A 9,794-nucleotide genomic window follows, 5' to 3' on the forward strand; every position below is an offset into this window, starting at 1 on the left:
GTGATCAGGACGGCCGATCTGGACCACCCGCTACGGGGGACCGGCCGGGGGGCGGGGGATTTTCAGACTTTCGTTGACGGTTCCTTCTCTGGCGCCAGGCATCGCCGGGCGCGCCCTTGGGTTGCTCGCGCCCCGTCGCCTGTGAAAGTTGATTTCTAAAATGGGGGAAGACATGTTCAATGATGAATCATCGATTGCGTTCCGAGTGGTTGTGAACGCCGAGGAGCAGTACTCCATATGGCCGGCCGACCTCGAACTGCCCGAGGGCTGGCAGGAGGAGGGCGCCCGCGGCACCCGAGAGGAGTGCCTGGCGCACGTGGACCAGGTGTGGACCGACATGCGTCCGCTCAGCCTGCGCGGCTGTCCGAGCAACGCCCGTTCCTAGCAGAGGAGCCGCGGTGTTCGGCACCACATCCTTCCGGCCGTCCCCGTGGTGGACCTCTCAACCCGGCCTGACGGCTGACCGGACCCTGGTCTGCCTGCCCTATGCCGGTGGAGGGCCCCAGACCTACCAGGACTGGCAGACCTCACTGCCGCCGGCGACCGCGGTGCTCGCGGTGACGCCCCCCGGCCGTGGCCGCCGCTTCGGTGAGCCGCCCTGCCAGGACATCACATCGCTCGTGGAGCCCCTCGCGCGCGAACTGGCCGACACCCTGAGCGGCCCCTACACGTTGTTCGGCCACAGCCTGGGCGCGACGGTGGCCTTCGAGCTGTGCCGAGAGGTCCGACGGCTCGGACTGCACCCGCCGACCGGCCTGGTGGTCTCCGGACGCCAGGCGCCGGACCTCCCATGGAACCAGCCGCCGATCAGCGGTCTACCGGACGCGGAGTTCACCGACGCGCTGCGCGATCTCGGCGGCACACCCGAAGCCGTGCTGGAGCAGCCGGAACTGATGGGTCTTCTGCTGCCTTCGCTCCGAGCCGACTTCGCGATCGTCGAGTCCTGCGGTTACCGGGAAGAAGCGCCGCTCGACGTGCCGATCCTCGCCCTGGCGGGCACCCGTGACCGGCGGGCGCCGGTGGAGAGGATGTCGGGCTGGGCCCGGCAGACCAGCATCTCCTTCACCCTGCACACCGTTCCCGGCGGGCACTTCTTCGTGGACACCGAACCCGCCGTCGTCACCGACCTCGTGACGGCCTTCCTGTAACGGTCGGCCTTCCTGAACCGGTCGGCCCTCCTCCGACCAGTCGGTCGTCGTCCGACCAGCCGGCCTTCCTCTGACCGGGAGGAGGGCGCCCCACCGCAGGATGCCCCGGTCGGCCGGCCGACCGTGCCCGGGTGCCGGACCGAGCGCCGGGCGCCCTCGTCGCAAGCCGGTGTCCGGTACACCGCCGCGTGTCCGCCGAGCCGCGAGACATCCAGTTCTGCACGTCACCCATGGGGGAATCTTCGTGACCAAAGCCATCGACATGACACCGCCCGCGGACGCGACAACACTGGTGGCGGTACTCCGTCACAGGGCCGAAGCACAACCTCAGCGCCGCGCCTTCGGCTTCCTCCCGGCCGCAGGCGGACCGGTGGAGGAGGTCAGCTACGCCGAACTGGACCGACGCGTACGCGAACTGGCGGCGCGTCTGGAGGCCGAGTACCCGGCAGGCAGCCGGATGCTGCTGCTCTTCCCGCCCGGTCTCGACTTCGTGGTTGCCTTTTTCGCCTGCCTGTACGCAGGCATGGTGGCCGTGCCGATGCCCCTGCCGACCAGCCGGAAGCGCGCGCAGCGTCAACTCGGCGCCGCGGCCGACGCAGGGGCGGCCGCCTGGCTGACGGTTGCCGCCTCCCGCAGGATGCTCGACGCGCACGCGGCTGACGCGGGCAGCGACCCGGTCTCCGTCCTCACCACCGACGGCATGGCCACGCACCGGGCCGAGGACTGGTCCGAGCGCTGTCCGAGCCCCGACGACCTCGCCTTCCTGCAGTACACCTCCGGCTCGACCGGCAACCCGCGCGGCGTCATGGTCACCCACCGCAACCTGATGGCCAACTCCGCGGTGATCCGGGAGAAGTTCGGCCTCACCGACCAGGACTCGTCGGTCATCTGGCTACCGCCGTTCCACGACATGGGCCTGATCGGAGGGATCCTCCAGCCGGTCTACACGGGTTTCCCCGCCCTGCTGATGCCTCCGCAGGCCCTGATGCGTGATCCGGGCAGCTGGCTGGAGGCGATGTCCGAACACCGGGCGACCGTCAGCGGTGGCCCCAACTTCGGCTATGAGCACTGTGTCCGGCACATCGACGCCGAGCGTGCCGCCCGTCTCGACCTCAGCAACTGGCGGGTGGCGTTCAACGGCGCCGAACCGATCCGCGGGGAGACCCAGGACGCCTTCGCACATGCCTTCGCGATGGCCGGCTTCGATCCCCGCGCGTTCTTCCCCTGCTACGGGATCGCCGAGGCCACGCTCCTCGTCACCGGTGCCGACCGCGGTGCCGGCTCCCGTTCGCTGGCGGTGGACGGCGACCAGCTCGCGCTGCACGGACGAGCAGTGCCCGTCGTGGAAGGCGGTCGTCGGCTCGTCGGCTGCGGTACACCTGCCGCCGGCCATCAGGTGCTGATCGTCGACTCCGAGCGCGGGCGCGCCCTCGACGACGGCACGGTCGGCGAGATCTGGGTCGGCGGACCGAGCGTCGCCGCCGGCTACCTCAACGCTCCCGAGGCCACCGCGGGCACCTTCGGCGGCCGCGTCGCCGGCGTGGAGGGCTCGTTCCTGCGCACCGGCGACCTCGGATTCCGCCACGACGGCGAGCTCTATGTCACCGGACGCGTCAAGGACCTGATCGTGGTGCGCGGCCGGAACATCCACCCACAAGACGTCGAGCGGATCGCCGCGGCCGGCCACCCCGGACTCGACCCGGACGCCGCCGCCGCGTTCGGCTACCAGGAGAACGGCGCGGAGGCCCTGGGCCTCGTCCTCGAGGTGGACCGGCACGCCCCCGCCGACCGGCTCGCGTCCCTCGCGGACAGCGTCCGGACAGCGGTCACCGCCGAACTCGACGTCGCCGTCGGTTCGGTGGTGTTCACCCGGCGGGGCGGCGTCCCGCGGACGACCAGCGGCAAGATCCGTAGGCAGGCCTGCCGGCAGCAGTGGCTGGCCGGAGAGCTGCCGCTGGTCGGCGACGGAACGTCGCCCGGGACGGCCGTCACGGTGACCGCCGCTCCGGGCACCACGGCACCGGCCGGTGACGTCCGCGCCGTGCTGGCCGCGGTGGCGCGGCTGTCGCCCGGCGCGCTGGACGACTCCGCGGACATCTTCGACCTGGGCCTGGACTCGCTTGGCGTCGTCGACCTGAGGCTGCGCATTCTGGCCGAACTCGGCGCCGACCTCCCCTTGTCCGACCTGCTCGCCGGACCGACCGTCGCCGAACTGGCGGCCGCGGTGGCCGCCGCGCCGCGCGCCGTTGCCGGGCCGGGCGAGGCCGCCGTCTCCCAGGCCTCGCTGGGCCAGGAGGCGCTGCTTCTGGCGGACGACCTCGCCGGTGCCGAGGCCCCGTACGTGGTCGGCCGCGCGGTCAAGGTGCTCGGTGCGTTCCGCACGGACGACTTCCTGAACGCGGTACGAGGCGTGGTGACCCGTCATCCGGCGCTGCGCACGACCTTCATTTCGGGCGACGAGGCGCTCGAGCGGGTGCTGCATGACGATCTCGGACCTGAGCTGGCTGTGCTCGACGCCCAGGGGCAGAGCGAATCCGCGCTGACGGCGCTGCTGGAGGACGCGGCCTGTCGCCGGATGGACCCCGCCGCCGGGGCGCTCGTCCGGGTGACGGTGGTGCGCACCGCCGAGACCGAGACGGTCGTGGTCTTCGCCGTACACCACGCCGTCTGCGACCTGCGCTCGCTCGGACTGCTGCTGCTCGAGGTCGCCGCCGCCTACCAGGCGGCGGGCGCCGCCGAGGGGAACGGAGCGGTGTCCGAACTCCATCACACGGCGTACGGATCGTTCGCCGCCCGGCAGCGCCGCCTGGCCGATGCAGCCGAGGACGACCGGCTGCGGGAGCACTGGAGGGCGGCCCTGGACGGTGTGCCGCTGGAGGTCCGGCTGCCGATGGCTCTCGGTGCCATCGGCTCGGGCCGGGGCGCGGTGGAGCGCTTCGTGGTGCCGGCCGACCTGTCCGCCCAGGTCCACGACTTCGCGCGCACCCACCGGCTGACGGTCAATGCCGTGCTGCAGGCAGCCCTCCACGCGCTGCTGCACCGCCTCACCGGCGAGGAGCGCATCGCCGTCGGCACGCCGTTCGCCAACCGCGGCCGGACGGGCTGGCTCGATGTGGTCGGCTACTTCGTCAACGTGCTGCCCCTGGCGAGCACCTACGGCCCGGAGACCGGCTTCGCCGAGGCGGCAGCCGGGCTCCAGCGTGCCCTCGCCGCCGCCCTGCAACACGGCGAACTGCCTTACCCCACGATCCTGCAGGCCGCGGGGCGGTCCGCCGACCGGTGCAACGTACTGATCGCCTACCAGAGCATCCAGTCCGAGCACACGGCGGACATCGCCCGAATCGCGCTGGAGGACCCGCGGCTGCCGGTCCGCGTCGGCGGCCTCACCATGGTGCCGGTGCCGCTGCCCCGCCGGGACAACGCCTTCGACCTCACCATGAACCTGGCGGACTCGGGAGCCGAGCTGCTCGGCAACGTGGAGTATCGCGCGGACCTGTTCGCCGCCGGGGACGTGCGGCAGTTCGTCGACTGCTACCTGGGTCTGCTGCGCTCCGCCCTGGCCGACCCCGGCCGTCCGGTGGCCGACCTGAGCCTGTCCGGCGCGCCGCAGGCGGCACTGCCCGCACTCGCCGCGCCCGCGGCCCCCGGTGCCTACGACGAGACGAGCCTGACCGAACTGTTCGACCAGTGGGTCCGTCGCACCCCGGAGGCCACGGCACTGACCGACGGCCGACGCACCCTCAGCTACCGCGCACTCGACCGGGCGGCCGGCCGACTCGCCGCGGAGCTGGTCGACCGCGGCGTCGGGCCGGAGTCCGTGGTCGGCGTGCTCACCGGCCGGGACGTCCGGACCGTGATCGCGCTGCTGGGCGTGCTGAAGGCGGGTGGCGCCTATCTGCCGCTGGACCCCTCGCTCCCCGACGAGCGGCTGCGGTGGATCCTCGACCACGCGCGGGTGCCGCTGGTGGTCGTGGCCGGTGAGCCGCGGGACTTGCCGGACGACATGACCGCGGTGCCGGCCGAGCCGGTCGCGGACCTGCCGCCACTGCCCGCGGTGCCCGTGCGCCCGGACAACCTCGCATACGTCCTGTTCACCTCCGGCTCGACCGGTCGTCCCAAGGGCGTGGCCCTCACCCACCGCAACGCGGTCTCCTTCCTGGCCTGGGCGCGGCAGCGGTTCGGCGCGGACCTGTCCGCGGTGCTTGCCGCCACGTCCTTCTCCTTCGACCTGAGCGTCTTCGAGATCTTCGGCCCGCTCACCAGCGGCGGCACCGTCGTTCTCACCCGGGATGTGCTCGCGCTGGCCGAGAGCTCGCTGCCGGCGCCGGTCACCCTTCTGAACACGGTGCCCTCGCCGCTCGCCGAGCTGCTGCGCTCGGGTGAGCTCCCGGAGGGCGTACGGACCGTCAACCTGGCGGGTGAGCCGCTGCCCCGGCCGCTTGCGGACGCCGTACTGAGCCACCCCTCGGTCGAACGGCTGATGAATCTCTATGGGCCGACCGAGGCGACCACCTACGCCTGCGAGGCCGAGATTCGCGCCGACGACCCTGGCGAGCCACCGATCGGTCACCCCGTATCCGGCACCCATGCCTACGTGCTCGACGGCAGGCTGCGGCCCGTAGCCCCGGGGGTGCCCGGTGAGCTGTTCCTGGGCGGCCCCGGCCTCGCCCGCGGCTACCTGAACAATCCGGCGCTGACCGCGGACCGCTTCCTGCCCGACCTGACCCGGCCCGGCCGGCGGATGTACCGCACCGGTGACCTCGTCCGGGTGGACGCCGAGGGGCAGTTGCGGTACTTGGGCCGCTCCGACGACCAGGTGAAGATCCGCGGCTTTCGGATCGAGCCCGGCGAGTGCGCGGTGGCGCTGCGCCGCCATCCGGCGGTCGCCGACGCCGCGGTTCTTCCGCGTGACGTCCCCGGTGCCGGGACGGTGCTGTGTGCCTGGGTCGTCCCGACCCCCGCGAGCACGCTCGAGCCCGCCGAGGTGCAGGCCTTCGCCCGCACCCAGGTGCCGCCCTACATGGTGCCCTCGGCGGTCGCAGTGCTGAACCGGCTGCCGCAGACCCCCAACGGCAAGCTCGACAAGCGTGCGCTGGCCACGCCGGAACTCGCCGTGCCCGCCGGCACGACAGCCGCGGGCGGGCCGGTCGAGCAGCGCCTGGTGACGATCTTCGGCGAGCTGCTGGCCCGGCAGGACTTCGGCGTCGAGGACAGCTTCTTCGACCTGGGCGGCCACTCCTTGCTGGTGACCCGCCTGATCGCCGAGATCCGTCGGGCGTTCGGCGTCGCCCTGCCGCTGCGGGCGGTCTTCGAGCATCCCCGGATCCGTGCCCTGGCGCCGCTGGTCACCGCCGCGGCCGGCCAGAGCGCTTCCGCGGTCCCGCTCGTCCCCGTGCCCAGGGAGCCGGCTCCGGCGCCGTCGTCGGCTCAGGAGCGGATGTGGCTCGTACAGCACATGATGCCCACCAACGCCGCCTACAGTGTGGCGGGCGCCGTACGGGCGTGCGGGCCGCTCGACAGCGGTCTGCTGCGGCGCGCTCTGCTGGAGGTCGGCCGGCACCACGAGGTGCTGCGCACCAGGCTGGTGGCCGGCGACGGCGGGGTGCGGCAGGTCATCGGTGACGAACCGGACTTCGGCTGGGTCGAGGACTCCCTGGAGGCGCTGCCGGAGCCGGAGCGGATGGCGGCCGCGCTGCGGCGGATGGCCGAGGAGGCGGCCGCCCCGGTCGACCTCGGCGGCAGCGGACTGGTCCGGCTGGTCCTACTCCGACTGTCCGCCGAGGAGCACCTGATCGGCCTGGTCAGCCATCTGGCGGTGATGGACGGCTGGTCCTCCGGGGTGTTCTTCCGGCACCTCGCGCTGGCCTACCGCTCGCTGTCCGGGGACGAAAGGCCGAGCCTGCCCGAACTTCCCGTCCAGTACGCCGACTACGCGGAATGGCAGCGCGCTTCGCTGGCTCCCGTGCGGGGCGAGCTGATCTCCTGGTGGACCGAACGGCTCGACGGACTCCCGGCGTTGGCCGTTCCGGCCGACCGGCCGCGGCCCCCGGTGATGGGCTTCCGCGGTGGCAGCGTCCCGGTCCGGTTCGACCGCGAGCTGCGCGACGGGCTGGCACAGTTGGGCGCCGACCGGGACGCGACGCTCTTCATGGTGCTGCTCGCTGCGTTCTCGAGCGTGCTGATGCGCCACAGTGGCCAGGACGACTTCGCGGTGGGCACGCCGATCGCCGAGCGACCGCTGCCCGAACTCGACCAGCTCATCGGGCCGTTCACCAACACTTTGCCGATCCGGATGGACCTCTCCGGCGACCCTTCGTTCGCGGAGCTGCTGGACCGCGTCCGGGACCGGGCGCTGCAGGCGTACGCCCACGGCGCGCTGCCCTTCGAGGCCCTGGTCAACGAACTGGGCCTGGCCCGGGACCTGAGCCGTACTCCGGTGTTCCAGGCCATGCTGTCCCTTCAGGACGACCAGTTGGCCGGGCTCGACCTGCCGGGCGTGCGCACCGAACGGCTCGACGTGCCGCGTGACACCGCCCGTTTCGACCTGCTCCTCGCGCTCTCCGACGGTCCGGCCGGCCTGCACGGCGCGCTGGAGTTCAACCAGGAGATCTTCGACCGCGAAACGATGGAACGCCTGATCGGTCATCTGCAGGCGGTCCTCACGGAGGTCGTCGGGGACGCGACGAGGCCGGTCTCCCGGATCCCGCTGCTCAGCGCCCGGGAGCGCGAGCGGATCCTGCACACCTGGAACGACACCGCGCAGCCGCAGCAGCCGGTCGCGGTCCACATGCTGTTCGACGAGCAGGAGAGCCGGACCCCGGACGCCGTGGCGGTCCGCGACCTCACCCGCAGCTGGACCTACCGCGAACTGCGCCACCGCGCCGAAACCCTGGCCCGCGGGCTGCTGGCGCTGCCGGGCGGTGATGCGGCGGTGCTCATGGGCCGGTCGGCGGCGGCCGTGGCCGCGGTGCTGGGCGTGCTGAAGTCCGGCCGCGCCTACGTGCCGGTCGACCCGGGCTTCCCGGCGGCCCGGATCTCCGGGATCCTGGACCTGTCCGAGGCCCGCTGCCTGGTGACCGACCCCGAGCACCTCGCCCAGGCCGAGGCCCTGGCCGCGGACCGGCCGGGCGTGACGGTGCTGCTGGTCGACCCGGACGCCGACCTGCCGACCGTACCGGAGGCGGGTGAACTGCCGTCGGTGGCACCGGAGTCGGTCGCCTACACGATCTTCACTTCGGGTTCCACCGGCGTGCCGCAGGGCGTGGTGCTCCAACACGCAGCGGTGGTCAACACGCTGCGCTGGGTGATCGAGACCCTCGGCTTCGGCCCGTCCGACCGGCTGTTGTGGGTCACCTCGCTCTGCTTCGACCTGTCGGTCTTCGACATCTTCGGGACCCTCGCCTCCGGCGGGCAGATCCGGGTCGCGCAGGAGGAGGAGCTCGCCGAACCCTCGAGGCTCGCCGAGCTGTTGCTGGGCGGGGAGGTCACCGTCTGGGACTCGGCGCCCGCCGCGCTGCAGCGGCTGCTTCCGGCGCTGGAGCAGCGGGCCGCCCAGGAGGCCGATCCGCGGGTCCGGCTGGTGATGCTCAGCGGCGACTGGATCCCCGTGACCATGCCGGACCGGCTGCAGGAGCTGCTGCCCGGCTGCCATGTACGGGCGCTCGGCGGCGCCACCGAGGCGGCGATCTGGTCCAACCACTTCCCGGTGGACCGCGTCGACCCGGCCTGGACGAGCATCCCGTACGGACGTCCGATCTGGAACGCCCGCTACCACGTACTGGACCGCTGGATGCAACCCTGCCCGGTCGGGGTCCCCGGTGACCTCTACATCGGCGGCGCCTGTCTGGCGCTCGGCTATGTCGACCCGAAGGTGACCGCGCAGCGGTTCGTCCCGGATCCGTTCGGCGGCCGGTCGGGTGAGCGCTTGTACCGCACCGGCGACCTGGCGCGCTACTGGCCGGACGGCACGCTGGAGTTCCTCGGCCGCTCGGACCATCAGGTGAAGATCCGCGGCTTCCGGGTCGAGACCGGGGAGGTCGAGGTGGCTCTGCGGCGCTGCCCGGACGTGCGCGAGGCCGCCGTGGCGGTGCGCGACGACCTGCCCGGCGGGCGCTGCCTGGTCGGTTACGTGGCTCCGACGGCGGGCGGGGCGCTCGCCGAGGAGATGGTGCGCAAGGAGCTTCGGGCGCAGCTGCCCGAGTACATGATCCCGACGTACCTCGTCCGCCTGGAGCGACTCCCGGTGACCTCGAACGGCAAGCTCGACCGCCGGGCGCTACCCGCGCCGGTGCTCGAGTCCGCCGGAGTCGACTTCGTGAGCCCGCAGACCGGCACCGAGCAGTTCGTCGCCGAGGTGTGGAGCCGAGTACTCGGGGTGGAGCGACCCGGAAGCCGGGACAACATCTTCGACCTCGGCGGCAACTCCCTGCGGCTGGCCGAGATCCACGTCCGGCTCCAGGAGCGCTTCGGCGAACGGATACAGCTTGTGCACCTGTTCGAGAACCCGACCATCGAGGGCCTGGCCCGGCTGATCGACGGCCTGTCACAGACCGGCACGGCGGCCGAGCGCACACAGGACCGCGCCGGGCGCCAGAAGCAGGCCATGCAGCGTCGGCGCGTGGCGCGCCGTGCCGACTGAGGAAAGGA

The 9,794-nt window shown here is 72.4% G+C and carries 3 protein-coding genes; all 3 read left to right on the forward strand.

Going from position 1 to position 9,794, the window contains the following annotated elements:
* Positions 1-172 precede the first annotated feature (172 nt).
* The gene (locus Q8A52_RS47710) at positions 173-385 is read left to right on the forward strand and encodes an MbtH family protein (protein ID WP_316764845.1); all 213 of its coding nucleotides are present in this window, start codon (positions 173-175) and stop codon (positions 383-385) included.
* Positions 386-398: 13 nt separating this feature from the next.
* Positions 399-1,148, forward strand: a complete 750-nt coding sequence (locus Q8A52_RS47715) for a thioesterase II family protein (RefSeq protein ID WP_316764848.1) — start codon at positions 399-401, stop codon at positions 1,146-1,148.
* A gap of 244 nt (positions 1,149-1,392) precedes the next feature.
* The gene (locus tag Q8A52_RS47720; RefSeq protein ID WP_316764851.1) at positions 1,393-9,786 is read left to right on the forward strand and encodes a non-ribosomal peptide synthetase; all 8,394 of its coding nucleotides are present in this window, start codon (positions 1,393-1,395) and stop codon (positions 9,784-9,786) included.
* The last annotated feature ends 8 nt before the right edge of the window (positions 9,787-9,794 follow it).

Origin of the sequence: Streptomyces herbicida, assembly GCF_032656585.1 — a bacterium.
GTDB lineage: Bacteria > Actinomycetota > Actinomycetes > Streptomycetales > Streptomycetaceae > Streptomyces > Streptomyces herbicida.

What these genes read in the sequence shown, in the direction of transcription:
- Q8A52_RS47710 (WP_316764845.1), top strand. Translation starts at nt 173, where the DNA reads ATGTTCAATGATGAATCATCGATTGCGTTCCGAGTGGTTGTGAACGCC.